Annotated in this window: 26 protein-coding genes and 1 pseudogene; 13 read left to right on the top strand and 14 right to left on the bottom strand. The window is 61.8% G+C overall.

The annotated features are described in order from the left end of the window. Window positions 1-25 precede the first annotated feature (25 nt). From ACFFNA_RS08530 to ACFFNA_RS08545, 4 genes are read left to right on the top strand one after another with little or no spacing between them, the layout of a single operon-like run. The gene (locus tag ACFFNA_RS08530; protein WP_378917378.1) at window positions 26-1,909 is read left to right on the top strand and encodes an ABC transporter ATP-binding protein; all 1,884 of its coding nucleotides are present in this window, start codon (window positions 26-28) and stop codon (window positions 1,907-1,909) included. Window positions 1,910-1,919: 10 nt separating this feature from the next. Continuing rightward, window positions 1,920-3,803 (top strand): ABC transporter ATP-binding protein, encoded by a 1,884-nt coding sequence (locus ACFFNA_RS08535; RefSeq protein ID WP_111542860.1) that lies wholly within the window; start codon window positions 1,920-1,922, stop codon window positions 3,801-3,803. A gap of 4 nt (window positions 3,804-3,807) precedes the next feature. Continuing rightward, window positions 3,808-4,275: a GNAT family N-acetyltransferase gene (locus ACFFNA_RS08540; RefSeq protein WP_111542861.1), complete on the top strand. Its 468-nt coding sequence runs from the start codon at window positions 3,808-3,810 to the stop codon at window positions 4,273-4,275. A 1-nt stretch (window position 4,276) separates the two neighbouring features. Further along, window positions 4,277-4,588 carry a DUF6665 family protein gene (locus tag ACFFNA_RS08545; RefSeq protein ID WP_378917380.1) on the top strand — a complete coding sequence of 104 codons (312 nt, stop codon included), beginning with the start codon at window positions 4,277-4,279 and terminating at the stop codon, window positions 4,586-4,588. 58 nt (window positions 4,589-4,646) lie between these two features. Here ACFFNA_RS08545 and ACFFNA_RS08550 read toward each other — a convergent pair whose 3' ends face one another. From ACFFNA_RS08550 to ACFFNA_RS08560, 3 genes and pseudogenes are all read right to left on the bottom strand, one after another. Further along, the gene (locus ACFFNA_RS08550; protein ID WP_378917701.1) at window positions 4,647-4,991 is read right to left on the bottom strand and encodes a cupin domain-containing protein; all 345 of its coding nucleotides are present in this window, start codon (window positions 4,989-4,991) and stop codon (window positions 4,647-4,649) included. 69 nt (window positions 4,992-5,060) lie between these two features. Further along, window positions 5,061-5,420: pseudogene (locus ACFFNA_RS08555) on the bottom strand (type II toxin-antitoxin system VapC family toxin); the annotation flags it as partial. Next, a complete protein-coding gene (locus ACFFNA_RS08560) occupies window positions 5,420-5,695 on the bottom strand; it encodes a type II toxin-antitoxin system Phd/YefM family antitoxin (protein ID WP_111542864.1) in 276 nt (91 codons plus the stop codon). The gene ACFFNA_RS08560 and the pseudogene ACFFNA_RS08555, both read right to left, overlap by 1 nt. A 260-nt stretch (window positions 5,696-5,955) precedes the next feature. Between ACFFNA_RS08560 and petA the strand changes: the two genes are divergently transcribed. From petA to ACFFNA_RS08590, 6 genes are all read left to right on the top strand, one after another. Next, window positions 5,956-6,516 carry a ubiquinol-cytochrome c reductase iron-sulfur subunit gene (gene petA, locus ACFFNA_RS08565; protein WP_111542865.1) on the top strand — a complete coding sequence of 187 codons (561 nt, stop codon included), beginning with the start codon at window positions 5,956-5,958 and terminating at the stop codon, window positions 6,514-6,516. 16 nt (window positions 6,517-6,532) lie between these two features. Continuing rightward, window positions 6,533-7,834 carry a cytochrome b gene (locus tag ACFFNA_RS08570; protein WP_111542866.1) on the top strand — a complete coding sequence of 434 codons (1,302 nt, stop codon included), beginning with the start codon at window positions 6,533-6,535 and terminating at the stop codon, window positions 7,832-7,834. Between the two features lie 27 nt (window positions 7,835-7,861). After that, complete coding sequence (locus ACFFNA_RS08575; RefSeq protein ID WP_111542867.1) at window positions 7,862-8,734, top strand: cytochrome c1; 873 nt, start codon at window positions 7,862-7,864, stop codon at window positions 8,732-8,734. A gap of 129 nt (window positions 8,735-8,863) precedes the next feature. Then, complete coding sequence (locus ACFFNA_RS08580) at window positions 8,864-9,559, top strand: acid phosphatase (RefSeq protein ID WP_378917383.1); 696 nt, start codon at window positions 8,864-8,866, stop codon at window positions 9,557-9,559. 168 nt (window positions 9,560-9,727) lie between these two features. Continuing rightward, window positions 9,728-10,873: an alpha-hydroxy acid oxidase gene (locus tag ACFFNA_RS08585; RefSeq protein WP_378917385.1), complete on the top strand. Its 1,146-nt coding sequence runs from the start codon at window positions 9,728-9,730 to the stop codon at window positions 10,871-10,873. A gap of 9 nt (window positions 10,874-10,882) precedes the next feature. After that, complete coding sequence (locus ACFFNA_RS08590) at window positions 10,883-11,428, top strand: adenine phosphoribosyltransferase (protein WP_111542869.1); 546 nt, start codon at window positions 10,883-10,885, stop codon at window positions 11,426-11,428. A 40-nt stretch (window positions 11,429-11,468) separates the two neighbouring features. Here ACFFNA_RS08590 and ACFFNA_RS08595 read toward each other — a convergent pair whose 3' ends face one another. The 7 genes from ACFFNA_RS08595 to ACFFNA_RS08625 all read right to left on the bottom strand — a co-directional run bounded on the left by ACFFNA_RS08595 (window position 11,469) and on the right by ACFFNA_RS08625 (window position 17,688). Next, window positions 11,469-11,939: a MaoC family dehydratase gene (locus ACFFNA_RS08595; protein ID WP_378917388.1), complete on the bottom strand. Its 471-nt coding sequence runs from the start codon at window positions 11,937-11,939 to the stop codon at window positions 11,469-11,471. Further along, window positions 11,936-12,406, bottom strand: coding sequence for a MaoC family dehydratase (locus ACFFNA_RS08600; RefSeq protein WP_378917390.1), 471 nt, complete (start codon window positions 12,404-12,406; stop codon window positions 11,936-11,938). The genes ACFFNA_RS08595 and ACFFNA_RS08600 overlap by 4 nt, the downstream gene beginning before the upstream one ends. Before the next feature lie 124 nt (window positions 12,407-12,530). Continuing rightward, window positions 12,531-13,505: a magnesium/cobalt transporter CorA gene (corA, locus tag ACFFNA_RS08605; protein ID WP_378917392.1), complete on the bottom strand. Its 975-nt coding sequence runs from the start codon at window positions 13,503-13,505 to the stop codon at window positions 12,531-12,533. A 273-nt stretch (window positions 13,506-13,778) separates the two neighbouring features. Next, window positions 13,779-14,882: a redox-regulated ATPase YchF gene (ychF, locus tag ACFFNA_RS08610; protein ID WP_111542873.1), complete on the bottom strand. Its 1,104-nt coding sequence runs from the start codon at window positions 14,880-14,882 to the stop codon at window positions 13,779-13,781. Between the two features lie 200 nt (window positions 14,883-15,082). Beyond that, window positions 15,083-15,823, bottom strand: coding sequence for an aminoacyl-tRNA hydrolase (gene pth / locus ACFFNA_RS08615; RefSeq protein WP_378917394.1), 741 nt, complete (start codon window positions 15,821-15,823; stop codon window positions 15,083-15,085). A 23-nt stretch (window positions 15,824-15,846) separates the two neighbouring features. After that, window positions 15,847-16,488 carry a 50S ribosomal protein L25/general stress protein Ctc gene (locus ACFFNA_RS08620; RefSeq protein ID WP_111542875.1) on the bottom strand — a complete coding sequence of 214 codons (642 nt, stop codon included), beginning with the start codon at window positions 16,486-16,488 and terminating at the stop codon, window positions 15,847-15,849. A gap of 165 nt (window positions 16,489-16,653) precedes the next feature. Continuing rightward, window positions 16,654-17,688 (bottom strand): class I SAM-dependent methyltransferase, encoded by a 1,035-nt coding sequence (locus ACFFNA_RS08625; protein ID WP_378917396.1) that lies wholly within the window; start codon window positions 17,686-17,688, stop codon window positions 16,654-16,656. 306 nt (window positions 17,689-17,994) lie between these two features. Here ACFFNA_RS08625 and ACFFNA_RS08630 point away from each other — a divergent pair, with 306 nt between their 5' ends. Next, complete coding sequence (locus ACFFNA_RS08630; protein WP_378917703.1) at window positions 17,995-19,989, top strand: putative bifunctional diguanylate cyclase/phosphodiesterase; 1,995 nt, start codon at window positions 17,995-17,997, stop codon at window positions 19,987-19,989. Window positions 19,990-20,211: 222 nt separating this feature from the next. On the opposite strand, the gene ACFFNA_RS08635 is transcribed toward ACFFNA_RS08630, so the two are convergent. After that, a complete protein-coding gene (locus tag ACFFNA_RS08635) occupies window positions 20,212-20,640 on the bottom strand; it encodes a MarR family winged helix-turn-helix transcriptional regulator (RefSeq protein ID WP_378917398.1) in 429 nt (142 codons plus the stop codon). A 152-nt stretch (window positions 20,641-20,792) separates the two neighbouring features. Here ACFFNA_RS08635 and ACFFNA_RS08640 point away from each other — a divergent pair, with 152 nt between their 5' ends. After that, window positions 20,793-21,656 (top strand): alpha/beta fold hydrolase, encoded by an 864-nt coding sequence (locus ACFFNA_RS08640; RefSeq protein WP_378917400.1) that lies wholly within the window; start codon window positions 20,793-20,795, stop codon window positions 21,654-21,656. Window positions 21,657-21,725: 69 nt separating this feature from the next. Here the strand turns inward: ACFFNA_RS08640 and ACFFNA_RS08645 are convergent, their stop codons facing one another. Both ACFFNA_RS08645 and ACFFNA_RS08650 read right to left on the bottom strand, forming a co-directional pair. Continuing rightward, on the bottom strand, window positions 21,726-22,475 hold the full coding sequence (locus tag ACFFNA_RS08645; RefSeq protein WP_378917403.1) for an SDR family oxidoreductase: 750 nt from the start codon (window positions 22,473-22,475) through the stop codon (window positions 21,726-21,728). A gap of 227 nt (window positions 22,476-22,702) precedes the next feature. Further along, window positions 22,703-23,947 carry an MFS transporter gene (locus ACFFNA_RS08650; protein WP_378917405.1) on the bottom strand — a complete coding sequence of 415 codons (1,245 nt, stop codon included), beginning with the start codon at window positions 23,945-23,947 and terminating at the stop codon, window positions 22,703-22,705. 154 nt (window positions 23,948-24,101) lie between these two features. Here ACFFNA_RS08650 and ACFFNA_RS08655 point away from each other — a divergent pair, with 154 nt between their 5' ends. Then, on the top strand, window positions 24,102-24,980 hold the full coding sequence (locus ACFFNA_RS08655; protein WP_378917407.1) for an AraC family transcriptional regulator: 879 nt from the start codon (window positions 24,102-24,104) through the stop codon (window positions 24,978-24,980). Between the two features lie 15 nt (window positions 24,981-24,995). On the opposite strand, the gene ACFFNA_RS08660 is transcribed toward ACFFNA_RS08655, so the two are convergent. Then, window positions 24,996-25,970, bottom strand: coding sequence for an AraC family transcriptional regulator (locus ACFFNA_RS08660; RefSeq protein ID WP_378917409.1), 975 nt, complete (start codon window positions 25,968-25,970; stop codon window positions 24,996-24,998). Between the last annotated feature and the right edge of the window lie 112 nt (window positions 25,971-26,082).

The following is a 26,082-nucleotide window of genomic DNA, read 5'->3' on the forward strand; positions in this document are numbered from 1 at the left end:
GAAAACAGATTTGTGAGCATGATCTATGTTGTTTGGCTGGTTTGAAAAAAGGCTCGATCCGTTCCCCGCAGCGGAACCGGTCGAGCCGCCCAAGACGCTGGTAGCCTTCTGCGTGCATTACACACGCGGCGCCTGGCCCTATATCCTTTTCGACGCGGTGCTGGTGACGGCCATCGCCATCGCGGAAGTGTGGATGTTCGGCTTCCTCGGCCGCATCGTCGACTGGCTGTCGGGGCAGAATCGCGAAACCTTCCTGCAGACGGAAGCCTGGAAGCTCGCCGGCATGGCGTTCATCGTGCTGTTCGCGCTGCCGGGGACGGTGTGGCTCCATTCGCTGCTCAACCAGCAGACGCTGATGGGCAACTATCCCATGCGCATCCGCTGGCAGGTGCACCGCTACCTGCTCAAGCAATCGATGAGCTTCTACCAGGACGAGTTTGCAGGCCGCATCGCCACCAAGCTGATGCAGACGGCGCTCGCCGTGCGCGAATGCGTCATCAAGCTGATCGATGTGCTGAACTACGTCATCGTCTATTTCCTCGGCATGCTGTTCATCGTCGGCTCGGCCGACTGGCGGCTGGCAACGCCGCTTGTCGTCTGGCTCGTCGGCTATGTCCTGCTGCTGCGCTATTTCATCCCGCGGCTGGGCAAGGTCGGCGAAGAACAGGCCAATGCACGCTCGACCATGACCGGCCGCGTCGTCGACAGCTATAGCAACATCCAGACGGTCAAGCTGTTCAGCCATGCTCGCCGCGAAGCATCCTTCGCCAAGGAGGGCATGGCCGGCTTCCTCGACACGGTCTACCGGTCGATGCGGCTGGTGACGGTGCTGTATGGCGTCCTCTATATCCTGAACGCGCTGCTGCTGTTCTCGGTCACCGCACTGTCGCTGTGGCTGTGGCTGGGCCAGGCGGTGACGATCGGCGCGGTTGCCGTGGTCATCGGGCTGGTGCTCCGGATGTGGGGCATGTCGCAGTGGATCATGTGGGAGATGTCGGGCCTGTTCGAGAACATCGGCACGGTGCAGGACGGCATCGCCTCGATCTCGTTGCCGCGCCTGGTCGAGGACCGGCCGGGGGCGAAGGATATCGCCGTCACCAGGGGCGAGATCCGCTTCGACGACATCCGCTTCCACTATGGCAAGCAGAAAGGTGTCATCGAGAGCCTGTCGCTGACGGTGAAGCCCGGGGAAAAGGTCGGCATTGTCGGCCGCTCGGGCGCCGGCAAGTCGACGCTGGTCAACCTTCTGCTGCGCTTCTACGACCTGGAGAGTGGCAAGATCCTGATCGACGGCCAGGAGATCGCTGGCGTGACGCAGGATTCGCTGCGCGCGCAGATCGGCATGGTCACGCAGGACACCTCGCTGCTGCATCGTTCGGTGCGCGAGAACATCCTCTATGGCCGGCCCGATGCCAGCGACGAGTTGCTTGTCGAGGCGGCACGGCGCGCCGAGGCACTGGACTTCATCGCCGGGCTTTCGGATGCCAAGGACCGCAAGGGATTCGATGCTCACGTCGGCGATCGCGGCGTCAAATTGTCCGGCGGCCAGCGGCAGCGCATCGCCATTGCTCGCGTTATGTTGAAGGACGCACCGATTCTTATCCTTGACGAGGCGACCTCCGCGCTCGATTCCGAAGCTGAGGCGGCCATCCAGGAGAATCTCTACAAGCTCATGCAAGGCAAGACCGTCATCGCCATCGCGCACCGGCTGTCGACCATCGCGGCGATGGACAGGCTGGTGGTGATGGACAAGGGCCGCGTCATCGAGGAAGGTTCGCACGAGGAGCTCGTCGCCCAGGGCGGGCTCTACGCGCAGCTCTGGCAGCGTCAGTCGGGCGGGTTCCTGCTCGAGGACGGCCCGGCCGATGCCGCCAATGACGCACTTGCAAAGGGGCAAGCCGCAGAATGATGGCCGCCGCATGATGACTGCCGTCTATCGCTGGTTCGAGAACTGGGTCTATCCGTTCAGGGAGCCGGCGAATCTTCGGCCACCCACCAGCGTCGGCGGTTTTCTCTGGCACTATGTCGGTCAGGCGAAGTTCGCCTTTTTCGCCATGCTGGTCATCGGCGGTATCGCGCCGCTGGTCGAGGCTGGCCTGTTCTACTTCGTCGGGCGGCTGGTCGACATTCTCGACCAGCTTCCCGGCGAGCGCAGCTGGCACGCGCTGTGGAATGCCGCCGGCTCCGAACTTGTGTTCATGATCGCGGTGGTGCTGGTCATCCGCACCATCGTCGTTGGCCTGTCGGCGCTGGTCGACGAACAGACGATCACGCCCGGCTTCTACAATCTGGTGCGCTGGCAGGCGCACCGGCATGTGTCGCGCCAATCCTACGCCTTCTTCCAGAACGATTTCGCCGGCCGCATCGCCACCAAGGTCTGGCAGGCGGGCCAGGCCACCGGCGACCTGATGGAAAGCTTCATCGAGGTCGTCTGGTTCATGCTCGTCTATACGGTGACGACGCTGGCACTGGTGGCCGGGCTGGACCTCAGGCTGGCGTTGCTGGTGGTGATCTGGATTTCCGCCTTCGGCTGGCTGGCCAAGCTCTATGTGCCGGCAATCCGCAAGCACGCCGAGGAAACCGCCGAGGCCGGCTCGATGATCAACGGCCGCATCGTCGATTCCTATTCCAACGTGCAGACGCTGAAATTGTTCTCGGCCGATGGCGACGACCGCTACATCAAGAACGGCTTCGACATCTATCTCGACGCGCTGCGCCCCTTCACCCGTCGGCTGACCGGCGTGCGCATGGCGCTGACGACGCTGTCGGGCATCATGATCACGGCGATCGGCTGCTTTGCCGTCTATCTCTGGGTCGAGGGCTCGATCACCGTTGGCGCGGTCGCCTTCACGCTGTCGCTGGTGCTGCGGCTCAACATGCTGCTCGGCCGGCTGATGATGCAGCTCAACGGCATCCTGCGTAACCTCGGTGTGCTGGAAAACTCCAAGGCGCTGATCTCGCAGCCGCTCGGCCTCACCGATGCGCCCGGCGCAAAGGAACTCGTGGTAGCCGGCGGGCGCATCGAGGTGAAGAACGTCGAGTTCCACTACGGCAAGGGGTTCGGCGTGCTCAATGGCATCGACCTTGTCGTGCGGCCGGGTGAGAAGGTCGGGCTGGTCGGACCGTCCGGCGCCGGCAAGACCACGCTCGCCAATCTGATCCTGCGGCTTTACGATCTGGAAAGCGGGTCCATTACCATCGATGGCCAGGACGTCGCTGGTGTCACGCAGAATTCGCTGCGCGCCAATATCGGTGTCGTCAGCCAGGACACCGCACTGTTCCACCGTTCGCTGCGCGACAACATCAAGCTTGGCATGCCTGACGCGACCGACGCCGAAGTGATCGCGGCGGCCAGGAAAGCCGAGGCGCACGAATTCATCCTGGGCCTTCGCGACAACCGGGACCGCGCCGGCTACGAGGCCTTTGTCGGCGAGCGCGGCGTCAAGCTGTCGGGCGGCCAGCGCCAGCGCGTGGCGATCGCCCGCGTCTTCCTCAAGGACGCGCCGATCCTGATCCTCGATGAGGCGACCTCGGCGCTGGACTCGGACATCGAAGCGGCGATCCAGGAGAATTTGACGCGGCTGATGGAGAACAAGACGGTCATCGCCATCGCTCACCGGCTGTCGACCATCGCCGCGCTCGACCGGCTGGTGGTCCTCGACGGTGGCCGCATCGTCGAGCAAGGCACGCATGACGAGCTGGTGGCGCTTGATGGGCTCTATGCGCGGCTGTGGAAGCGGCAGTCCGGCGGCTTCCTCTATCACGAGGACAGCGTGCTCGAAGAGACGCGGCCGGCGGAGTGAAGGCATGGGTGGATCGGCGGAGGTGAGCTATGTGCTCAAGCGGCTCCGGCCAACCATGCCGGCCTTCGACGCGCTGAAGGAGGAGAGCCGGCTGGAAGGCTACTGGATGCTGGTGCGCCTGGCGGATGGCTGGGCAAGCGGCCGCAACAAGTTCCTGAAGCGGGGCGAGGCGCTGTACGGGACATGGCATGGCCGGGAACTCGCCGGCGTGTGCGGGCTGAACGTCGATCCCTATTTCGAGGGCAGGGGCCAGGGCCGGGTCCGGCACCTGTTCGTTAGTGCGCGTCACCGCCGCGCCGGCCTTGGCCGCATGCTGGTCGAGACCGTCATCGACAGGGCGCGCGACTATTTCGCTGTGCTGAACACCCGCGCGCCGCAAGAAGCCTTCGCTTTCTATGAGCGGCTTGGCTTCCAGCCGGTGATAGGCGAAGAATTCGTCACACACCGCATGATTTTTGGGAAAGGGGGCTGAAATGTCGCTGCGTCCGCCATCTCATCTCGCCGGCGCCTCGGCTGCCGAAGCCGCCTTCGACGCGCTCGGCCATGAAATCCTCGCCGAGAAGGCGGCAGCACTCGGCCGCGCCGGCCAGCGGGTCGAGCAGACGCTGGCGACGCTGCGCAACAATGGCGATGAGCAGCTGCGCCCCCGGCTCCTCAAGGAGGCGGCCGAAGCGGTGCACGGCTATTTCATCCAGCGCGAACTGTGCGGCTTGCGAAAGCACGACGCGGTCATCCGCGAATACAACATCCCCAAGGCGGTTCTGGCCAGGCTTGGCGCGAAATAGCTCTTTTGCTTGACCATGATCTCCAGCGAAAACCGGTTCCCGCTTTTCGGGATCATGGTCACTCCAGCCATTCGGTGATGAACGTGCCGTTCTCGTGGATGTCGGTCGTTTCCAGCGGGCCCGGGCCGAGATTGGTGAATTTGTGCGGCGTGTTGGGCGGAACGATCACGATCTGGCCGGCGGAGGCCTCGATCTCCTTGTCGCCGACGGTGAACAGGCCGGTGCCCTGGCGGATAATGAAGATCTCTGCGTAGGGATGCGTGTGCAGGCGCGGGCCGCCGCCGACATCAGGCAGATAGTTGAAGATCAGGCAGGAGTTGGAGCCGTAGGCGCCGCATTGCAGCTCGCCCTTCCAGCGGTCGGAGCGAACAGCCCATGTGTCGCGGTCTATGACATGTGCCAGGGCCATCTGACCCTTCGCCGATATCCAGGGATTGAACAGTTTCACGCCGGTGCCTTCGAAATCCTTCGTATTGCGGGTCACAACCGTCAAGTTGTTGACGAGCGCGGTGGCAGCGATGAGAGCATCGCGTTCCGGCCTGGGGTCGGGAACGTGGAGGTTCGCGCAACGCACGACGATGGCCGTGTCCACACTCAGGATCCGTTCGTCGAATTCCGGAATGAGTGTCCGGTCCAACCACTCGCGGTAGATCGCGGCTTGCCTTGCGTCCTTCCTTGCCAAAAGCAACGTCCCGATTTCGAGCTCAAGGATCGAAATCACCGACATGAAAAAACCGGCGATGTCGTGATTCTCCGCCCAGGCCAACACGTTGGGGTCGGCCTTGTCCCGGCGGCGCAGATTCGAAACGACATTGGTGTCGAGAATGAACATCAATCGAGTTCGGGTACCTTGAAAAACGGTCCTTCGAGGCGAGGCGGCTCCCAGTCGAAATCCGCTTCGGGACGATCGTCGGCAAGCGCTTCGGCGAGGCTTCTCGGCTTCTTCTCCAGCCGCTGATATTCTTCCATCGACATCAGTACATGAGAAGGCTTGCCACGGTCGGTGATGATAACCGGTCCGTTCCTTGCTGCCCGCTTGGCGTGCGCCGTGTCCTGGTTAAATTCACGGCTCGACATGATGGTGATCGTCTTCGTCGAGATGTTCATTTCAGCACCTCCGTCGAGAAGATGTAGACATATTGCTACAATTAGCCAAGCCCGTCAAATTTATCGCTGTGCGGAACGCCCGCGACAATCTGCCCTTGTGCCTTCACCCGTCTGGACAAAAACGGGCTTCACGCATAAACCGAAGTCCAAATGCCGGAGGAATTCGCAAGCCTGTTCGCCATGCGCTGTCGGGTTGGCGCAATTGAGCGGGGAACAAGGCTCAGCCACCGGCGCGGAAGAGGCGAAAGGATCAGGCACCCGTGAGCGCAACCGACACCCAGGATCCCAATCGTCGTGATTTTCTCTACGTCGCCACCGGCATGGCCACTGTGGTCGGCGCGGGTGCCTTCGCATGGCCGTTCATAGACCAGATGCGCCCCGACGCTTCGACGCTGGCGTTGGCTTCCGTCGAGGTCGATGTCGCCTCGCTGACGCCGGGCATGTCGCTGATCGTCAAGTGGCGCGGCAAGCCTGTCGTGGTGCGCAACCGCACCGAGCAGGAGATGAAGGACGGCGAGGCGGTCAAACTGACAGACCTCAAGGATCCGATCGCCCGCAACGCCAACCTTCCAGCCGATGCGCCGGCGACCGACGCCAACCGCACCACGCCCGGCAAGGAAGCCTGGATGGTGATGGTCCAGGTCTGTACCCATCTGGGCTGCATTCCGCTCGGCCAGGAAGGCGATTTCGGCGGCTGGTTCTGCCCGTGCCACGGCTCGGTATACGATACGGCCGGCCGCATCCGCAAAGGCCCGGCGCCCGAGAACATGGCAGTGCCGGTATTCAAATTCATTTCCGATACCAAGATCCTTATCGGTTGAGGCAGGGGATATTTCGATGAGCGAGGGACACTCGACCTATACGCCCAAGACCGGTATCGAACGCTGGTTCGACGCCCGCTTGCCGCTGCCGCGGCTGGTCTATGACAGCTTCATCGCCTATCCGGTGCCGCGCAACCTCAACTATGCTTGGACCTTCGGCGGTATCCTGGCGATCATGCTGGTGTCGCAGATCATCACCGGCATCGTGCTGGCCATGCACTATGCGGCCGACACCAGTCTCGCCTTCGATTCGGTCGAGAAGATCATGCGCGACGTGAATTCGGGATGGCTGTTGCGCTATCTCCATGCCACAGGCGCCTCGTTCTTCTTCGTCGCCGTTTATGTCCACATCTTCCGTGGCCTCTACTACGGCTCCTACAAGGCGCCGCGCGAACTGCTGTGGATCCTCGGCTGTATCATCTATCTCCTGATGATGGCGACGGCCTTCATGGGCTATGTGCTGCCGTGGGGCCAGATGAGCTTCTGGGGCGCCACCGTCATCACCGGCTTCTTCAGCGCCATCCCGCTGGTCGGCGAATGGATCCAGCAGCTGCTGCTCGGCGGCTTCGCCGTGGACAACCCGACACTGAACCGCTTTTTCTCGCTGCACTACCTCTTGCCGTTCATGATCGCCGGCGTCGTCGTGCTGCATGTCTGGGCGCTGCATGTTGTCGGCCAGTCGAACCCGACTGGCATCGAGGTCAAGTCGAAGACCGACACCGTCGCCTTCACCCCCTACGCGACCATCAAGGACGCGTTCGGCATGATCGTGTTCCTGTTCTTCTTCGCCTATTTCGTCTTCTACATTCCGAATTTCCTTATGGCGCCCGACAATTACATCGTGGCCAATCCGCTGAAGACACCGGCGCATATCGTGCCTGAATGGTACTTCCTGCCGTTCTACGCGATCCTGCGGGCCATCACGTTCAACATCGGGCCGATCAATTCCAAGCTCGGCGGCGTGATCTGCATGTTCGGCGCCATCGTCATGCTGTTCCTGGTGCCATGGCTCGACACTTCGAAGGTGCGTTCGGCTGTCTATCGGCCCTGGTACAAGCTGTTCTTCTGGCTGTTCGTGGCCGATGCCATCCTGCTCGGCTGGCTGGGCTCGCAGCCTGCGGAAGGCAGCTATGTGTTCATGGCGCAGATGGCGACGCTGTTCTACTTCGCCTTCTTCCTGGTTGCGCTGCCGGTGCTCGGGCTGATCGAGACACCGCGGCGGCTGCCGAATTCGATCACCGAGGCTGTGCTCGAGAAGAACAAGGGCGGCGGCGGACATCCGGCGGGCGCCACGGCCGCACCAGAGACCAAGGGCTGAGCGGTAGAGAATCTAAGGGGATTTGGCATGAAAAAGATTCTCACCTCGCTGGCGCTGATCGGCCTTGTGGCCGCCGGCACTGGGGCCGCAGGCACTTGGGCGATCGCAGCCGAAGAGGCACACAACGCGGCCGCGCCGACGCATTTTCCGATCGATGAGCCGAAGGAAATCAGCTGGAGCTTCGCCGGCCCGTTCGGCACCTATGACAAGGGGCAGTTGCAGCGCGGCCTGAAAGTCTACAAGGAAGTCTGCTCGGCCTGTCACTCGATGAATCTGGTGGCATTCCGCACGCTGTCGGACCTCGGCTATTCCGATGCGCAGATCAAGACGCTGTCGGCCGAGTACACCATCCATGACGGCCCCAACGATGCCGGAGACATGTTCGACCGTCCCGGCAAGCCGTCTGATCACTTCCCTGCGCCGTTTGCCAACGAGCAGGCAGCGGCGTCCGCCAATGGTGGTGCCGCACCGCCCGACATGTCGCTGCTGGCCAAGGCGCGCGGCGTCGAGCGCGGCTTTCCGCAGTTCTTCTTCGACATCTTCACCCAGTATGCCGCGGGCGGGCCGGACTACATCCATTCGCTGCTGACCGGCTACGACGAGACGCCGCCTGCCGGCATGGTCATTCCGGAGGGCACCCACTACAACCCGTACTTCATGTCCGGCGTTTCACTGAAAATGCCCAAGCCGCTTTCCGACGGCCAGGTGACCTATGATGACGGCTCGCCGCAGACCGTCGACCAGTATTCCCGCGACGTGTCGGCCTTCCTGATGTGGGCAGCCGAGCCGCATATGGAAGACCGCAAGAAGACCGGTTTTCGCGTGCTGGTGTTCCTGCTCCTGTTCGGCGCGCTGGTCTATCTCACCAAGCGCAAGGTATGGGAAGGCGTGGCGCACTAACCGCACACAGCCATGTGATCACAAAAGGGCGCCGAAAGGCGCCCTTTTGCATTTGCGGAGACCGGTGGTGTCACATGGCCGTCACTGCGTCTGGCGATCCTGTGCCGCTCTCATCAAAGGATCGCACCCATGAAAAGATATGCATCGCTCGCGGCAGGCCTTCTGCTGTTGGTCATCGGTTCCGCCGCCCACGCGGAAGACGCCCAGCCCTTCGTCACCAACAAGGATGTCGACCTGACGATGATCCTGCCGCCGCCGCCGGCAAACGATTCGGCGCAGACCAAGGCCGAACTCGGCGAGGTGCTGACGCTGCAGGTGACGCGCACGCCCGAGATGGTGGCCAGCGCCGTTGCCGACGCCGAGGAGAATGTCTGGCGCTTCGCCAACGTCATGGGGCCGAAATTCAACAAGGAGACGCTGCCGAAATTCAGCGCTTTCTTCGATCGTGTGGTGGCCACCGAAGGCGCCGTTGTCGATCCGGCCAAGGATGTCTGGAAGCGTCCGCGTCCGCACCAACTCAGCGACCTTGTCAAGCCGGCGGTCAAGCTGTCCAGCTCCGGTTCGTGGCCTTCGGGCCACGCGACCGTCGGCACTATGATGGGCATCATCCTGTCCGATATGGTCCCGGAAAAGCGCGCCGAGATCATGGCGCGCGCGGCTGAATACGCCCACAATCGTGAGGTCGGCGGCATCCATTACGCCTCCGATGTCGAGATGGGGAAGATTTCGGGCAGCGTCATCGCCGCGGTCCTGCTCAACCGGGACGACTTCAAGGCCGAATACGACGTGGCCAAGGCCGAGCTTCGTTCCGATCTCGGCATGTAATCTTTCGTCAGCAGTCGATTTTCGACCAGAGGGGCGCTTCGGGCGCCCCTTTTTGTGCTCGCGGCCAGGGCTCGGGAGGCAGCCCGGCAATTAGGCCGTTGGCACGAAGACTTCCGGTTGATATTCGACGCAGGAACGGTGGCCCCGATATGGCATTTGGAATCGATGATGCGCCTCAACGACTGTCACAATTTTTCCGATTTCCGCCGGATGGCGCAGCAACGGCTGCCGGGGCCGATCTTCAACTACATCGACGGCGCGGCCGACGACGAGGTCACCTATCGCCGCAACACCGAAAGCTTCGAGACCTGCGACCTGGTTCCCAACGTCCTGCGCGGCGTCAGCGAGATCGACATGTCGGTGACGGTGATGGGCCAGAAACTGGCGATGCCGGTCTATTGCTCGCCGACCGCCTTGCAGCGGCTGTTCCATCATCAGGGTGAGCGGGCGGTCGCCAAGGCCGCCGCCAAATACGGGACGATGTTCGGCGTCTCCTCGCTTGGCACCATCAGCCTCGAGGAGGCGCGCAGGATCAGCAGCGGCCCGCAGGTCTATCAGTTCTATTTCCACCGGGATCGCGGCCTCAACCGGGCGATGATGCAGCGGGCAAAGGAGGTTGGCGTCGAAGTGATGATGCTGACCGTCGACAGCATCACCGGCGGCAACCGCGAACGCGACAAACGCACCGGCTTTGCCATTCCCTTCAAGCTCAACCTGGCCGGAATGCTGCAGTTCGCGCTCAAGCCGGCATGGGCGATCAATTATTTCACCCATGAGGGGTTCAAGCTGCCGCAGCTGGACGAGCATGTCGACATGGGCGGTGGCACCATGTCGATCAGCCGCTACTTCACCGAAATGCTCGACCCGTCGATGACGTGGGACGATGTCGCCGAGATGGTCAGGCTGTGGTCGGGCCCGTTTTGCCTCAAGGGCGTCATGTCGGTAGAGGATGCCAAACGCGCCGTCGAGATCGGCTGCAGCGGCATCGTCCTGTCGAACCATGGCGGCCGGCAACTGGATGGCTCGCGGGCAGCGTTCGACCAGCTTGCCGAGATCGTCGATGCGGTCGGCGACAAGATCGACGTCATCATGGATGGCGGCGTGCAGCGTGGCACGCATGTGCTGAAGGCGCTGTCGCTCGGCGCCAAGGCGGTCGGCGTCGGCCGCTACTACCTGTTCCCGCTGGCGGCGGCCGGCCAGCCAGGCGTCGAACGGGCGCTCGAACAGATGCGGGTCGAGATCGAACGCGGCATGAAGCTGATGGGCTGCAGTTCGATCGAACAATTGTCGCGCAAGAATCTCCGTTTCAGGTAATCTCGAACCATGAAATCCTCCCTCGAAGACACATTGCTTGCCGCGATCCGCACCATTCCGGACTATCCCAAGCCCGGCATCCTGTTTCGCGATATCACCACGCTGCTCGGCAATGCGCGCGCCTTCCGCCGCGCTATCGACGAGCTGGTGCATCCCTATGCCGGCCAGAAGATCGACAAGATCGCCGGCATCGAGGCGCGGGGCTTCATCCTTGGCGGCGCCGTCGCTCATCAGCTCTCGGCCGGTTTCGTGCCGATCCGCAAGAAGGGTAAGCTGCCTTTCGAGACTGTGCGCGTCGCCTACAGCCTGGAATACGGGCTGGACGAGATGGAGATGCACAAGGACGGCGTTTCTCCGGGCGAGAAGGTGATCCTGGTGGACGATCTGATCGCCACTGGCGGCACCGCGGAGGCGGCGGTCAAGCTGCTGCGCCAGATCGGCGCCGACATCCTTGCCGCCTGCTTCGTCATCGACCTGCCGGATCTCGGCGGCCGCGCCAAGCTGGAAGCGCTCGGCGTGCCAGTGAGGACGCTGATCGGGTTTGAAGGGCATTGAGTGGTTTTCCCTTCTCCCCCTGTGGGAAGGAAGGGGCTTGCTACTCCACCTTCACCAGCACGGCGCTTTCGAACTCCAGCACCTTGTCGCCGGTCGAATCGAAGGCTTCCGAACGCAGCGCCAGCAGCCGCCAGCCGGGGCGTGAGGCGATCGGGCGGTGGGAAAGTGCCGTACGGGTGAAGGTGATTGTTTGCCTGGCATAGACCGGCTTCAGCCACTTCAGGTTCTTGAAGCCGGGCGAGGGGCCGAATTCCGGCACCGGGCCGGGCCCACTCCACGCGGCGACTTCGGCGTCCATGCGGTTTTCCAGATTGAGTTTCATCCAGGTCGCGGCGGTGTGCCAGCCGGACGCGCAGAGCCCGCCGAGCACGCTCTTCTTCGCGGCCTCCTCGTCGACATGGAAAACCTGCGGATCGTATTTCCTGGCGAACGCCTTGATCGCCTCGGGCTCGAATGTGTGCGAGCCCAGCGTGACGGTGGTGCCGATGCGGAAGAATTCGTCCAATGTCATGCTGGGCTCCCCGCGGCATCGCGCAGCAGGAACATGACCGAGTTCTCAAGCTCGAAGACGCTTTCGCCACGCTGGTTGAACAGCTCGCTGCGCATCGTTACGAAGCCGAGTTGCGGCTTCGATTTGGAAGGGCGCTTGGCAACAACGACGAGGCTGCCGGTAAGCGTGTCGCCGGTCAGAACCGGCTTCTTCCATCTGACCTGATCGACGCCGGGCGCGCCCTGGCAGGTGGAGTCCAGCAGGAAGGCATCGCACAGCATGCGCATGAACATGGCGCAGGTGTGCCAACCCGAAGCAGACAGGCCGCCCAGGATGCTGGCCTTGCCGGCTTCCTCGTCGAGATGCATCGGCTGCGCGTCGAATTCGCTGGCGAATTCGATGATCTCGGCCGCGCTTACCTCTTTCGTGCCGAGGTCGAACGAGGCACCCTCGACGAAATCCTCATAGGCCCAGGTTATTGCGGTCATGGTCTGGAATCCGGTTCATAGACCCACGATTTCGGATCGGGGTTTCCGGATGCAGGCAGGGCGCCGTTTGGTCAAGAGATTTCTATAGCGCCACGTCGTGGCTGTATGGCCTTTGGCGGACGGGTCAGAGCCAGCCGCGGCGGCGGAAATACCAGAAGGGCAGGATCGCCGACAGGATCATCATGGCAACGGCGAAGGGATAGCCCAACTCCCACTTCAACTCCGGGATGACATCGAAATTCATGCCGTAGATCGAAGCCACCAGCGTCGGCGGCAGGAAGATGACGGCGGCGACCGAGAAGATCTTGATGATGGCGTTCTGCTCGATCGAGATCATGCCGAGCGTGGCATCGAGCAGGAAGCTGATCTTCTGCGACAGGAAGGTGGCGTGGTCGGCAAGCGACAGCACGTCGCGCGACAGCGTCTTGATGCGCGCCTTGGTGTCCTTGCTCATCTTGGTCCGGGTCGAGGCATGGGCGAAAAAGCCGGCGAGGCGCTGCAGCGAGATCAGGCTGTCGCGGATCGAGGAGGCGATGTCCTCCTTGCGGCCGATGGCTTTCAAGAGCTCCTGGAAGTCGCGATTGCGTTTGGAAACCTTGGTCGACCGCGCCTCGAAGATATCGCGTGAGATCGTCTCGATGTCGCGGCCGGCGCGTTCGAGGATATCGGCGAGGCGGTCGACGATCGCCTCCAGCAAGCCGATCAGGATGGTGTCGCCGCTGGTGCAGCCGGTCGCCACCTTTTCGGCGCGCAATGGAAAGGTCTTGAACGCCTTCGGTTCGTGGTAGCGCACGGTGATCAGCCTGGTGCCGGCGAGCACGAAGGTGACCGGCGACATCAGGGGGTCGTCTATCTCGGTCTGGGCAGGCAGGGTGGCGGTCATGAAGTAGGCGCCGTCCTCGACATAGAGGCGGCTCGAAATCTCGATCTCCTCCATCTCCTCGCGTGTCGGAATGGCGATGCCGAGCCAGCTCTCGATCGCCAATTCCTCTTCCCTGGTCGGGTTGAGCAGATCGGCCCAGACGACGTTCTCGCTGTTTGCCAGGAGATCATCGATGACGCGTAGGCGGTCATTGTCCACGACGAAGGCCTTGATCATCGCCGGGTCTCCCTTGCTGGGGCCAAAGGGTGCGTTCAGATTGACGCGTCGTGTCGGATTGCACGGTTCTTCAGCGCGTGCGCCGACCGTGCGCCTGCCGCTTAGACCTGTGGCGTGACAAAATCAAGACAAGCAACCGCCGGGCCGAATAGCCCTGGCGGCTCAGAAAAACTCGTCGAGAAACCGGTACCGGGAGAGCTTGCCGGGATCGACCCCAGGGACGCCATCGCGATCGAGGGACGGCTGCACCCAGGCGGCGTGACCTTCACGAAGTCAGGTGTTGAACTTGAACAGCATGATGTCGCCGTCCTGGACGACATATTCCTTGCCTTCGTCGCGCGCCTTACCGGCTTCCTTGGCCGCTACTTCGCCGCCCAGCGTGATGAAGTCGTTGTAGGCGATGGTCTGGGCGCGGATGAAGCCGCGTTCGAAATCGGTGTGGATGACACCGGCCGCCTGCGGTGCCTTGTCGCCCTTGTGCACGGTCCAGGCGCGCGTCTCCTTCGGCCCGACGGTAAAATAGGTAATGAGGTGCAACAGCTCGTAGCCGGCGCGGATGACCTTGTTCAGGCCGGGCTCGTCGAGGCCGAGCGAGGACAGGAATTCCATCTCTTCCTCATCGGAGAGCTGGGCGACTTCGGCCTCGATCGCGGCCGAGATGACGACGGTGCGGGCGCCCTGCGCGGCAGCCATCTTTTCGACGGCCCTGGTGTGCTCGTTGCCGGTGGCTGCGTCAGCCTCGGCGACGTTGCAGACGTAGAGGACCGGGTGCGAGGTCAAAAGGTTCAACCCCTGCAGGATGCGCAGGTCTTCCGCCGAGATGCCATTGAGCAGGACGCGGGTCGGCTTGCCGGCTTGCAGCAGCTCGAGCGCTGCCTCCATCATCGGCAGCACGGTCGTCGCTTCCTTGTCCTTGCTGCCGGCGCGCTTGCGGAATTGCGCGATGCGGCGCTCGAGGCTGTCGAGGTCGGCGAGCATCAGCTCGGTCTCGACGGTCTCGGCGTCGGCGACGGGATCGATGCGGCCCTCGACATGGGTGATGTCGTCATCCTCGAAACAGCGCAGCACATGCACGATGGCGTCCACCTCGCGGATGTTGGCGAGAAACTGGTTGCCCAGCCCTTCGCCCTTCGAGGCGCCGCGCACCAGGCCGGCAATGTCGACAAAGGAGATGCGGGTCGGGATGATCTCCTTTGACTTGCCGATCGCCGCAATCTTCTGCAGGCGCGGGTCGGGCACCCCCACCTCGCCGGTGTTCGGTTCGATGGTGCAGAACGGATAGTTGGCGGCCTGCGCCGCCGCCGTCCTGGTCAGCGCGTTGAAAAGCGTCGACTTGCCGACATTGGGCAAGCCGACGATGCCGCATTTGAAACCCATTTTTGTCCGGTCCTATCGGGAAATCGAAATTTGATCAGGGCTATGGGCGATAGGGTCGATGATCGTCAAGCCCTGTAACGCCGCATGCTCCTAAAGCGCGTCGCGTTGAACGGATTCAGGCGACGCGCTTTAGGTCTTTATTTTATGCATGTCGTTTTATGCATGTCGTTGCCCCAAAACCGAGGCGGCACACATTGGGCTCAGTCCTTGTTGCCGAAGAGTTTCTTCAGCATCGCGGCCATCGGGCCGCTTTCCGGCAGCTTGACCGCCGGCTGCTGCGGGCGAGCCTGGCGGACGTGACTTTGGCCTTTTGGGCTCTGGGCCTTCGGCGCCTTGGGCGGCGGGCCGTCATCGTCGCCGGTTGGCACGAGCTTGTCGCGCAAAGCCAGCGTCACGCGGTTCATGAAGGAATTGTCGTCGCCCTTGGCCAGCAATCCGGCGTCGTCGGCGATCGAGTCGAGCAGCACGTCCAGCCATTCGTGGTCGGCCTTGGCAAAATCGCCGAGCACATGGCCGTGCACCATTTCCTTGACGCCGGGATGGCCGACGCCGATGCGCACCCGGCGATAGTCCTTGCCGACATGCTGGTCGAGCGAGCGGATGCCGTTGTGGCCGCCGGAACCACCGCCGACCTTGACCCGCAGCTTGCCGGCGGCAAGGTCGATCTCGTCATAGAAGACAGTTAGCGCCGAAGGGCCGAGCTTGTAGAAGCGCAGGGCTTCGCCAACCGATTGGCCGGACAGGTTCATGAAGGTCTGCGGCTTGATCAGGACGATCTTTTCGCCGCCGAGCGTGCCTTCAGAAATCAGGCCCTGGAACTTCTTCGACCAGGGCGAAAAGGAATGGCGGCGGGCAATTGCGTCCGCCGCCATGAAACCGACATTGTGCCTGTTATTGGCGTATTTCGCGCCCGGATTGCCGAGACCTGCAAACAGCAGCATCGCCTGCTCCGGGCGTGAAAGAGTTACTTCTCTTCGGCGGCAGGCGCCGCTTCAGGGGTCGCCACTTCAGCCGTGACTTCCGTCTCCGGCTTCATCGCCGACGAGCCGGCGACCGTCGCGATGGTGAAGTCGCGGTCGGAGATGACAGGCTTCACACCGGCCGGCAGCTTGACCGCCGAGATGTGGATCGAATCGCCGATGTCGGCGCCGGTGAGATCGACGGTGATGAATTCCGGGATCGCATTGGCCGGGCAGTGGAACTCGACTTCGTGACGCACGATGTTGAGCACGCCGCCGCGCTTGATGCCGGGCGACTTGTCCTCGTTGATGAAGTGGACAGGCACGTCGACATTGACCTGGGTGTCCTTGCCGATGCGCAGGAAGTCGACATGGACAGGGAAATCCTTGACCGGGTCGAGCTGGAAGTCCTTCGGCAGGACCTGGATCTTCTTGCCGTCGACATCGATCGTGGCGATCGTGGTCAGAAACCCGCCGCCATGGATCTTGTAGTAGATGTCCTTGTAGGTGAGCGCGATAGCCAGGGGAGGCTGCTTGTCACCATAAATTACTGCAGGCACTTTACCGTTGCGGCGAACTGCACGGGCGGACCCCTTACCGACCTGTTCGCGTGCTTCGGCCTTGAGCTCGTAAGTGTCGTGGCTCATGGCATTTCCTTTCGGTTTGTTCTGGAGCGTTCGCGGCCGGCAACGTGCTTGGCCGTAAACGTCGAAAGCCGCCGGGTGAGGCGGCTTTCCGCCGCGTTGCCTCCAAGGGTGTCTACGCGGGTGGCGGCTCTATAGCGGAAGGCGGCCGGAGGTGCAAGCCAAAGGCTAGCCGCGCTTTTCGATGACGGCGTACAGCACGTTGCGGTTCTCGCCGAAGAACACCTGCGCATCGACGGCGTTGCGGTCGACGCTGGCATTGACGATGTTCCACATATCGACCTCCGATCGCAGCAGCAACACCCAGTCCATGAACGTCTCCCGGTACCCGGCGTCAGGATTGCCCTCCGCGTAGTTCGCGAACAGGAATGTCCCGTTCGGCTTCAACATCTGCAGGCAAGTCTTCGTGAGTTTTACGGCGACGTTGTGCGCAAGGTAGTCGTAAAGTCCAGAGGCGTAGATCAAGTCGAACTTGCCAAGTTTGTGGCCCCTCGTGAGCACGGTCCGCACCGAGCCGTCGATGGCCTCGACCGCGGTGCCCTGGAAGTCGCGCGCGATCAATCCAACGCTTTGAGGATCCTGGTCGAGCGCAACCCAGCGCTTGAGACGGCCCTCCGCCAAGGCGGCGGAACGATTGGCCTCCCGTAAATGGCCGGCCGCGATCGCCAGGACCTCGGTTTGCGGTCCGGTTTTGGTCGCAGTCTCATCGACATATCGGGTCAAAAGATCGCGCCGTTCCCGTGCCGCGACGCATGACGGTACGTCCTGGGTATGGGTATAGAGTGCCTTGCCGATCTCCGAGGCGTTTGCCACGGTCTCGGCCACGTGCGGATCACAATAGATGTAGTCGAGCAACTCCGCGTCGCCAGAATAACCTCTGGGCTTGCTGAAGGACCACCGCGTGAGCGGATCCTCGAGAAAGTACTCCAGGACCGGGTGGTTCTGCACCACCGGTATCAATGCTTGCCAAACGTCGGGATGAACCTTGGAACGCGTCGCGTTGAGGTACGACATCAGCCGACGAATGATCTCGGCGGGGTCCTTGCGTTGTTCGATTTGCTGGTGTGTCGCGTGGAGAATGAGCGCAAGCTCTACGCGGGCGTTTTCGAACTCTTCGCCATGATGCTCGAGCTTTCCTCGGCGGAGACTGCCGGCGATCATCTTGGCAGTAATCAGGCTTTTGCCATCAAACACGGTTTGCAACCCATCACTCCATAGTTAACAGTCAGTTAACTTATTGCGTAGAATGCTCCATTTGCCAATGCCGGGTCGGACGCATTTTAGCGGTATGATTAATTTCCCGCAAACCATGTTAGTTCGTTAGACAGCTTCTGGGTCGGATTCCGCGTTCGAGTTAACGGAAACTTGTCTTGCCCGATTGCATTTGTTTGCCCGGCGTCGCAATCGCTGTTGCGCCCCAAGGAGCCGGCCTGCGTGAGGGCAGAAGCTAGAGATGAGTTCGGAATACAGGATCCTCTTCAAACGGGGTTCGTTGTGATGGACGAACGCGTGGCATCCGTATTGGCCGAAGCGGCTGATGCGGAACCGTACGAACCGCGTTACGAACTGGCGTCCGACGAGCTTCGCAGCCTTTACCGGACGGAAGCCCAAACGACGCGAAGAGGGGAAGCCAGGCCCGGGCTTTGGATGGCCGTTGCCATCTATCTGCTGTTTTCGGCAACGGATCTGCTGCTGATTCCAGATGTGGCCGTCTATACGATCACGGCGCGCTTCGCGGTTGGACTGACTGCGCTTTTAATCCTGGAAGAGCAGCTTCGCCGGGGCGTCGGAACGGAATGGCTCGACATGACTTGCGCCGGGGCCATTATCTTTGGCTATGTCGGCTGGTTGTCCCCAGCGGTTATGGGTGCGGACAAGGAAAGCGTCTCTTATTATATGGTCTTCGGCACCATCTTCATGATGAGTGCCAATCTCTTTTTCACGTTTAGATTCAAAGTATCCATTATAACTTCCACTATAATCTTATGCATATTGTATATCGTAAATTACTTTGTGCCTTCTACGCTGACATACAAGCTGGTGTTTGGAACTTTCTACATTTCTTGCTTCACATTCACCTCATATGTGAACTGGAAACTGAATGAGGAGCGCTACAACGTCTTCCTGAACGCCCTGGAAGCCAGAATTCAGCACAACGAGGCGACCGAACGAGGCAAGGCCCTGCTGAGACTGTCGCGGACCGATCCGCTTACAGGTCTGGAGAATCGGCGGGCGATCGACGAGAAGCTGCGGGATTACTGGAGCGACTGGCAACGGGTCGGCACCAGTTTTGGGGCGATCCTCATCGACGTGGACTTCTTCAAAAAGTTCAATGACTGCTACGGCCACCAAGAAGGCGACCGTTGCCTGATCCATGTCGCAAATGCCCTTAGCGAAATGATCAAGCAGTACAATGGCTCGATCGGCCGCTACGGCGGTGAAGAATTCATTGTCCTGGCTCGCGTGGAGAAAAAAGAGCAGATCTTGGATCTCGCGGAAGCCATTTGCAGCACGGTGGAGAACCTGGCGCTTACCCACGAGCTGCGGCGAGACGGTGTCTCGATTGTGACAGTGAGCGTTGGCGCTGCGTTCACCAGGACGCAGACTGGTGCCAAGCTGGAGAAGATCATCCACGAGGCCGATCGCGCGCTCTATCTGGCAAAAGCCGGTGGTCGAAATTGTGCTCGGCTGTTCGATCCGACCGATCCCCAGAGCAGCGACGAAAGTGAGAACATCGCGGCTTTGCTGAAGATCGCCATCGGTCAGAATCTCGTTTCACTCGTTTATCAACCTATCCAAGATGTCAAATCGGACCGAGTTGAAGCCGTAGAGGCTCTGATGCGCCTCAAAATGCTGGATGGCACATCGGTTCCGCCGAGCCTGTTCATTCCCGTCGCGGAACGAACCGGCGCTATCCTGGAACTCGGGCGCTGGGCGATAAGGACCGTGTGCGCTGAGCTCCTGGCGGACGACCACGTCCGTGTCGTCAGTGTCAACGTCTCTCCAATTCAGCTCAAGACACCTGGCTTCGCAACGTCTGTCGCGACCATTTTGGGCGAGACCGGCGTAGCCGGCAGCAGGCTGGCCTTCGAAATCACCGAAGGACTGGAGATGGAGATGCATTCGGACATTCTTCGCTGCATCAGCGACCTGAAGCTGCTCGGCATCAAGATATGGCTTGATGACTTTGGGACGGGCTTCGCGGGCCTCTCGTGGCTTCGTCTAATCGATTTCGATACGGTGAAGATCGACCGCTCGTTCCTTCACGACTGCGGCACCCCGAGCGGCAAGGCAATGCTCCAGGACATCATTACCCTGGTCCGAAATCGCGGCCATAAAATCCTGGTCGAAGGGGTGGAAACGGACGAGCAGATGGCCCTTATGCGCGAATTCGGCATAGACAAGGTCCAGGGCTTTCATGTCGGCCGTCCCGCTCCCGCCGTTAGTTTCCAGGCAAAGCGGACCCTCCGCAAACGCACATTCACTGTCCTCAAGTCCGCATGACGACGGTGCGGGCGGCGGCATTGCGGCTTTTGGCTTAAAGCGCGTCGTGTCGAAACGGATTCACGCCACGCGCTTTAAGTCTTTGTTTGTATGCATGTCGTTGTCTCAAAACCGGGGCCACTTTTGAGCGACATGCACTAGGCCGCTGTTTGGTCAAAAGCCTAAGTCTAACAAACTTCACCTGATCACCGCACCCGCTTCCGGCTTTCCGGCATCCGGGGCTTATCGGTCGCCGGTCAACGCGTCGCGCAGCGCCCGGATCTGCCGGTTCAGGGCATCAAGCTGTGCCAGCGTCATGCCCGAGCGCTCGATCAAGGTCTCATTCAGGCAGTTGCACTGGACAAGCAGCGCGCGCCCATCTGCGGTCAGATCGACCTGCACCTGGCGCTCGTCGACCCGGCTGCGCCGGCGGGTCACGAGCCCAGCCTGCTCCATACGCTTCACCAGCGGCGTGACGGTGCTCGATTCCAAAGCGAGTCTGTGGGCGATGGTGCCGACCGACATGCCGTCGGCCTCGCCCAGCGCATTGAGTACGAGATATTGCGGGTAGGTGATCCCCATCTCGTCCAGCATCGGCTTGTAGGTACGATTGATTGCCATGCTGGTGGCGTAGAGCGTAAAACAGAGCTGATTGTCCAATGGGAGAGGCACGGCGCATTCCTTCTTGCCGACACAGGCACCAATTCCATACCACGAAAAATGATATCGCGATACATATTTCCATTGGACAAGCGGTTCGAGCTGCGCTAGTCATATAAATATCGCGATATTGTTTATCGCGACAACAATCGAAGGAGATTGAGATGAACCAAGCCTCGCAGTCCAAGCCCGGCTCCGGCAGCGGCACGATCACCACCAAGGACGGAACGCAGATCTACTACAAGGACTGGGGAACCGGTCAGCCGATCGTCTTCCATCATGGCTGGCCATTGAGCAGCGACGACTGGGACGCCCAGATGCTGTTCTTCCTGTCCAAGGGCTACCGCGTCATTGCCCATGATCGCCGCGGCCATGGCCGCTCGACCCAGACGGATATCGGCAACGAGATGGACACCTACGCCGCCGATGTCGCGGCACTGGCGGCGCATCTGGACCTCAAGGACGCCATCCATGTCGGCCATTCGACCGGTGGCGGTGAGGTGGCGCGTTACGTCGCCCAGTACGGCTCGGGTGGTCGTGTCGCCAAGGCAGTGCTGATCGGCGCGGTACCGCCGATCATGCTCAAGACTCCGGCCAATCCCGGCGGCCTGCCGATCGAGGTTTTCGACGGCTTCCGCTCCGCCCAGGCAGCCAACCGCGCCCAGTTCTTCCGCGACGTTCCGGCCGGTCCGTTCTACGGTTTCAACCGTCCGGGCGCCGAAGTCTCGCAGGGGATCATCGACAATTGGTGGCGCCAGGGCATGATGGGCGGCACCAAGGCGCACTACGATTGCATCAAGGCCTTCTCCGAGACCGACTTTACCGAGGACCTGAAGGCAATCGACGTGCCGGTGCTGGTCATGCATGGCGACGACGACCAGATCGTCCCCATCGCCGACTCGGCACTGCTGACGATCAAGCTGCTCAAGAAGGGCGAGCTCAAGGTCTACAAGGGCTTCCCGCACGGCATGGCCACGACCCATGCCGACATCATCAACGCCGACCTGCTGGCCTTCTTCAAGGCCTAGGATATTTCGACGTCACAGACGAAAGCACCCGCCATCAGGCGGGTGCATTTGTGTAAGGCTCTGCCGATTTCAGGCGATGCTCAAGCCGCCGTCGATCAGCATTTCCGCACCGACCATGAACGGGCATTCGTCCGAGGCCAGAAACACCACCGCATTGGCAATTTCCTCGGCGGTTCCGAAGCGGCCCGCAGGCACCAGGCCGACCACCGCCTTCGCGCGGGCCTTCGCCGCTGCCGGATCCAGCCCAAGTTTGTCATTGAGCGGTGTGTCGATCGGGCCCGGGCTGATCACATTGGCGCGAATGCCGCGCCCTATCAGTTCGCCAGACAGCGTTCGCGCCAGCGAAATCATGCCGGCTTTGGCCAGCGAATAGACATGCGTTCCTGCCATTCCCATATGCGCGTTGACCGAGCCGCTGAGGATGATCGACGACGGGTTCGAAAACAGGGGAACGAGCGCCTTGACCAGGAAGTACGGCCCCTTGAGATCGACATCGATGCTCCTGTCGAACGCTGCCTCGGTCCAGTCGCCAAGCGGGCGCAGATCGGCGATGCCGGCGTTGAGGAAGAGAGCGTCGAGCTTGCCGAAGGTTTCCCCGATCCGCCCCGCAATGTCGCTTTGGGCGGCGGCATCTCCGGCGTCGGCGGCGATGATAAGCACATCGCCGCCCAAGATGTTGCGCGCCTCCTCGAGACGGCCCGCATTGGTGCCGGTGATGGCGACGCGCGCGCCCTCCTCAATGAAACGTCGCGCCGTCACCAAGCCGATTCCACTGGTGCCACCCGTAATCAGCGCGGCCTTGCCTTTAAGTCTGGACATAACAGATTGCCTTTCCCGACTCGGAGCGCTGCGCATCGATCGGCCGCGCTGAGCCCGGTACCGTATATTCAACGTGAAGGCGTTCGATGACGCAGCCTTGCCGTCAGCGCCATTTGTCGCGGGCGTTTCGAACAATAACAGGCCTTTCACCCGGCGTATGACGAAAAGAACCATTGAGGTCGTGGCAGCTGCCACGCCCTCATGTCAATCCTGAACACCAGCTGATTTTAGCGGATCGCCGCCTCCACCTTCCTCGCTTCCTTCATGTTCGGCAGGAACACCGTCAGCAGGCCGAGCAGCGGCAGATACGAGCAGATCTGAAAGACGAACTCGATGCCCTTCATGTCGGCGACGACGCCGAGCACGGCGGCGGCGATGCCGCCCATGCCGAAGGCGAAGCCGAAGAAGATGCCGGCGATCATGCCGACACGTCCCGGCACCAACTCCTGCGCAAAGACGACGATGTTGGAGAAGGCCGACGACAGGATCAGGCCGATCAGCACCGTCAGCACCATCGTCCATTCGAGGTTGGCGTAGGGCAGGGCCAGCGTGAAGGGCAGCACGCCGACGATCGAGAACCAGATCATCGCTTTCTGCCCATAGCGGTCGCCAAACGGGCCGCCAAGCAGGATGCCCAGCGCCGAGGCGCCGAGGAACAGGAACAGCATGACCTGCGACATCTGCACCGAAACGCCGAACTTATGGATGGAATAGAAGGTGTAGTAGCTGGCAAGGCTGGCGATGTAGGCGTTCTTGCTCAGCACCAGCAGCGTCAGCACCGCCAATGCCCACATCACCTTGCGGCGCGGAAAGGGCGAGACGAAGCTTGCCGTCTTGCGGTTGCCCTGTGCGGCGCGCAGGCGGCTGTACCAGCCACCGACCTGCCACAGCACGATGATGCCGATCAGCGAGCCGACGGCGAACCATGAGATGCTGGTCTGGCCGAACGGCACGACAATGAAGGCCGCCAGCAGCGGCCCCATGGACTGGCCGAAATTGCCGCCGACCTGGAACAGCGACTGCGCCAGGCCGAAGCGGCCGCCGGACGCGAAACGGGCGATACGCGAGGATTCCGGGTGGAAGATCGCCGAGCCGATGCCAATCAGCGAAGCGCCGATCAGAAGCAGCGCATAGTGCCCTGCATGGGCGAGCACGACCAGGCCGATCAGTGACGACGCCATGCCATAGGGCAGGGAATAGGGCATCGGCCGCTTGTCGGTGACCATGCCGATCATCGGCTGCAGCAGCGACGCGGTCACCTGGAAGGTGAAGGTCAGGAGGCCGATCTGCCAGAAATCGAGACCGTAATTCTCTTTCAATAAGGGATAGATGGCCGATAGCAGCGACTGCATGATGTCGTTGATGAAATGGCAAAAGCTCACCGCCAGGATGACGGTGAAGGCCGTCGCCTGGGCTGAAGCGTGACTGGCGGTCGCTGGTGGCGCGACGCTGGCGGCTGTCGTATCGGTCAAGGTAGGCTCCGTGGTCTTTTTTGGCGGGCACGCCCGCGGGCAGATTTGGCGGACGCTGCTGCAGGCCGCCTTAGGACGATTGCCTTATAAGCTGCTTGCGGGGCGACTTCTTTCGTGGTTTGGTCCAATAGTTTCGCAAGTGGGCCATTAGCTGATGCCACATGGCAGGGAAATCTTTCACGCCGGCAATGCCGATCTCGGTGAATTGCACGAAAGCCGTTGGCAATGGCTGGAGCAAGCGGTCGGCCCGGCGGTGGCGTTGCCGACCGAATATCCAGACGGTTATCATGTGCCGCAACACCGCCACAGCCGCAGCCAGCTGCTGCACGCGCTGGTTGGCGTCGTGCTGGTGACGACGCGGCATGGGCGCTGGATGGTGCCGCCCGATCACGCGATGTGGATTCCGGCCGGCACCGAGCATTCCGTCGAGATGCTGGGCGATGTCTCAATGCGTTCGGTCTATGTCATGCCGCAGGCTATTCCCGGGCTGCCGGAAGGCTTGCGCGTGGTCGGCGTTACCGACCTGATGCACAGCCTGATCGTGGAATCCGAGAAGCTGCCGCAAGGCGGTGTGCTGGAAGGACGTGGCGGGCTGATCATGAACCTCCTGCTGCATGAAATCCCGACCCTGCCGGAGCGGCCACTCGGCCTGCCGTTCCCGTCCGATACCAGGCTGGCGGCGCTCTGCCGGCGCTTCGTGGCGGCACCTTCGCCGCATGCGACGATCGACGAGTGGGCCGATGCCGCCGGCATGAGCCGCCGTTCCTTCACCCGTGCCTTCCAGCGCCAGACCGGCCTGTCGCTGTCGACATGGCGCCAGCAGGCCTGCCTGTTCGCAGCACTGCCGCGGCTGGCCGATGGCGAGCCGATCACCAGGGTGGCGCTCGATCTCGGCTATGACAGCGTGCCGGCCTTCATCACCATGTTCAAGCGCATGCTGGGCGCGTCACCGCGCGGTTATATGCGCGGCGCGCGCGACAGCGGCGAAGGCGTCCGTCGGCCAAGCGGTTCGCTTCGACTGGAAAGCCCATGATTTCGGCTTGGCCTTTCAACCCGCGACCGGCTCGGGCAGGCCGGTGCAGATGATCTCCTCGCCATGTGAGGCGGAAGCCTGTGGCCGGCCACGGCCGTGTTGCCGTGGCGAACAGCCCATGACCCGCTTGAAGGCGGTGCTGAAGGCGCTTTCGGATTCATAACCGAGCGAGAGCGCAATGATGGAAACAGGATCGCTGGAACTCGCCAGCCTGTCGCCGGCCAAGAGCATGCGCCAACGCGTCAGGTAGTCCATCGGCGAAGCGCCGACCATGGCCTTGAATTTCAGCGCAAAGGTCGATCGCGACATGCCGGCGCGCTCGGCCAGAGCCTGCAAGGTCCAGCCATGCGCCGGATCGTCGTGCATGGCGCCGATCGCCGCGCCGATCTGTCTGTCGGCCAGCGCAAACAGCCAGCCGACGCCGCCTCTCAAGCCCTCCGCCATATGCAGGCGCAAGGCCTCGATCAGGATCATGTGGGCGAGATGCTCGACGATGAGAAAGCCGCCCGGCCGCCGTTCGCGCAATTCCTGCATCATCCGCTCCACCGGCCAGCGCAGCGCCGAATGATTGGAGTCGCTGCGGATGTGGACGATGGGCGGCAGCATCCGCAACAGGATGCCGGCATGGTCCCCGGACAGGGCGAAGCGGCTGCTGACGAGAAGGAAATCGCCGCCACCATTGTGCGAGGTGACGCCACCGGTGCGGGCGGGGGAAAAGATGGTGCGGGCGTCGACCGGCGGCAGGTCCATATCGCTGGCAAGGCGGAAGGGCCGGCCGCGCGGCAGCAGGAAACAGTCGCCGGTCTCCAGCCGGACCGCATCCGCGACGCCGTCCACGGACAGCCAGCATTGGCCCGACACCACGGCACCGCATTTGATGGCCGCCTGCTGGTCGGGGAACTGGATCGACCAGTCGCCACCGGCCTCCAGGCCGGCGGACAGGTAGTTGCGAGGCTTCAGCAGCGACAGCACGTCTGAGAGCGGATCCATGGGCATTCCGGACGATTGCGAAGATAATACGGACTTTACAGCATAGATCGTATTCCCTCAATCCCGTATCTCCTTCGGCAACGGGCTGCTCATACGGCCTTGACCAAAACAA

Source organism: Mesorhizobium kowhaii (genome assembly GCF_042431665.1).
GTDB lineage: Bacteria > Pseudomonadota > Alphaproteobacteria > Rhizobiales > Rhizobiaceae > Mesorhizobium > Mesorhizobium kowhaii.

Coding starts and splice junctions, on each gene's coding strand:
- ACFFNA_RS08660 (WP_378917409.1), bottom strand. CDS start 25,970: ATGGATCCGCTCTCAGACGTGCTGTCGCTGCTGAAGCCTCGCAACTAC.
- ACFFNA_RS08545 (WP_378917380.1), top strand. CDS start 4,277: ATGTCGCTGCGTCCGCCATCTCATCTCGCCGGCGCCTCGGCTGCCGAA.
- pth (WP_378917394.1), bottom strand. CDS start 15,823: ATGCTGCTGTTTGCAGGTCTCGGCAATCCGGGCGCGAAATACGCCAAT.
- ACFFNA_RS08590 (WP_111542869.1), top strand. CDS start 10,883: ATGAAATCCTCCCTCGAAGACACATTGCTTGCCGCGATCCGCACCATT.
- ACFFNA_RS08640 (WP_378917400.1), top strand. CDS start 20,793: ATGAACCAAGCCTCGCAGTCCAAGCCCGGCTCCGGCAGCGGCACGATC.
- ACFFNA_RS08570 (WP_111542866.1), top strand. CDS start 6,533: ATGAGCGAGGGACACTCGACCTATACGCCCAAGACCGGTATCGAACGC.
- ACFFNA_RS08600 (WP_378917390.1), bottom strand. CDS start 12,406: ATGACCGCAATAACCTGGGCCTATGAGGATTTCGTCGAGGGTGCCTCG.
- ACFFNA_RS08655 (WP_378917407.1), top strand. CDS start 24,102: ATGCCACATGGCAGGGAAATCTTTCACGCCGGCAATGCCGATCTCGGT.
- ACFFNA_RS08575 (WP_111542867.1), top strand. CDS start 7,862: ATGAAAAAGATTCTCACCTCGCTGGCGCTGATCGGCCTTGTGGCCGCC.
- ACFFNA_RS08645 (WP_378917403.1), bottom strand. CDS start 22,475: ATGTCCAGACTTAAAGGCAAGGCCGCGCTGATTACGGGTGGCACCAGT.
- ACFFNA_RS08530 (WP_378917378.1), top strand. CDS start 26: ATGTTGTTTGGCTGGTTTGAAAAAAGGCTCGATCCGTTCCCCGCAGCG.
- ACFFNA_RS08540 (WP_111542861.1), top strand. CDS start 3,808: ATGGGTGGATCGGCGGAGGTGAGCTATGTGCTCAAGCGGCTCCGGCCA.
- ACFFNA_RS08620 (WP_111542875.1), bottom strand. CDS start 16,488: ATGAGCCACGACACTTACGAGCTCAAGGCCGAAGCACGCGAACAGGTC.
- ACFFNA_RS08560 (WP_111542864.1), bottom strand. CDS start 5,695: ATGAACATCTCGACGAAGACGATCACCATCATGTCGAGCCGTGAATTT.
- ACFFNA_RS08535 (WP_111542860.1), top strand. CDS start 1,920: ATGATGACTGCCGTCTATCGCTGGTTCGAGAACTGGGTCTATCCGTTC.
- ACFFNA_RS08585 (WP_378917385.1), top strand. CDS start 9,728: ATGCGCCTCAACGACTGTCACAATTTTTCCGATTTCCGCCGGATGGCG.
- ACFFNA_RS08580 (WP_378917383.1), top strand. CDS start 8,864: ATGAAAAGATATGCATCGCTCGCGGCAGGCCTTCTGCTGTTGGTCATC.
- ACFFNA_RS08595 (WP_378917388.1), bottom strand. CDS start 11,939: ATGACATTGGACGAATTCTTCCGCATCGGCACCACCGTCACGCTGGGC.
- ychF (WP_111542873.1), bottom strand. CDS start 14,882: ATGGGTTTCAAATGCGGCATCGTCGGCTTGCCCAATGTCGGCAAGTCG.
- corA (WP_378917392.1), bottom strand. CDS start 13,505: ATGATCAAGGCCTTCGTCGTGGACAATGACCGCCTACGCGTCATCGAT.